This window comes from Bradyrhizobium sp. UFLA05-108 (genome assembly GCF_059803455.1).
On sequence record NZ_JBANAZ010000245.1, the window covers coordinates 1 to 684 of the forward strand.

Here is a 684-nt window from a genome sequence, read left to right on the forward strand (position 1 = left end):
ACACTAACGCCGAACAGGCGGAAATCGTCCTGCACCGCATCCAGCAGCGGCTGGACGCGGTCAGTTTCAAGGAGGCGCCGCAGCTGCGGCTGCAGATCAGCGCAGGCATCGCTAACTACCACCCCGCGCTGGGCGGCTATCTTGACTGGCTGAAAGCGGCCGACGGTGCGCTCTATCGGGCGAAGCATAATGGCCGCAACCGGTTGGAAACGGCAGTGCCGCCAGGGGAGTAACTTACTGACTTAATAACTTGGCAAAATACTTCGGCGCTTCGACAAAGCCTTCGCGCCGGTAAAACGCATGCGCCCGCTCGCGGCGACTGTGGCAATGGACCTCTAACCGATCGCAGCCGCGACGGTGCGCCAGCGCCTCGCCCTCCGCTAGCAGCCGCCGGCCTACGCCCGCGCCGCGCGCTCGGTCATCGACGCAAAAATAGCTGATGCGGCCAATGTCGCCGGCCAACGCCAGCTGCGGCAGGAAATGCAGCGACAACACGCCCAACACCTGCTCCCCGTCCGTCGCCACCAGCAGCGCCTCATCCGGATGCGCCAACAGTTGCTGCATGCGCTGCGTCAGAAACGCCTCGGTGCCGGGATAATCCAACGCCGTCATTAATTCGGCGATAGCATGGCGATCGCTCAGGCGCGCCGTTCTGATTTGCATAGGGTGACCTCGCAGAGTGTG

2 protein-coding genes are annotated in these 684 nt (G+C 63.3%); one reads left to right on the forward strand and one right to left on the reverse strand.

Translation table 11 applies throughout. The features are described from left to right. The coding region (locus SO140_RS46275) for a diguanylate cyclase (RefSeq protein ID WP_498544245.1) at window positions 1-233 on the forward strand (233 nt) is incomplete at its 5' end. 1 nt (window position 234) lies between these two features. Here SO140_RS46275 and SO140_RS46280 read toward each other — a convergent pair. Continuing rightward, the coding region (locus SO140_RS46280) for a GNAT family N-acetyltransferase (RefSeq protein WP_498544246.1) at window positions 235-684 on the reverse strand (450 nt) is incomplete at its 5' end.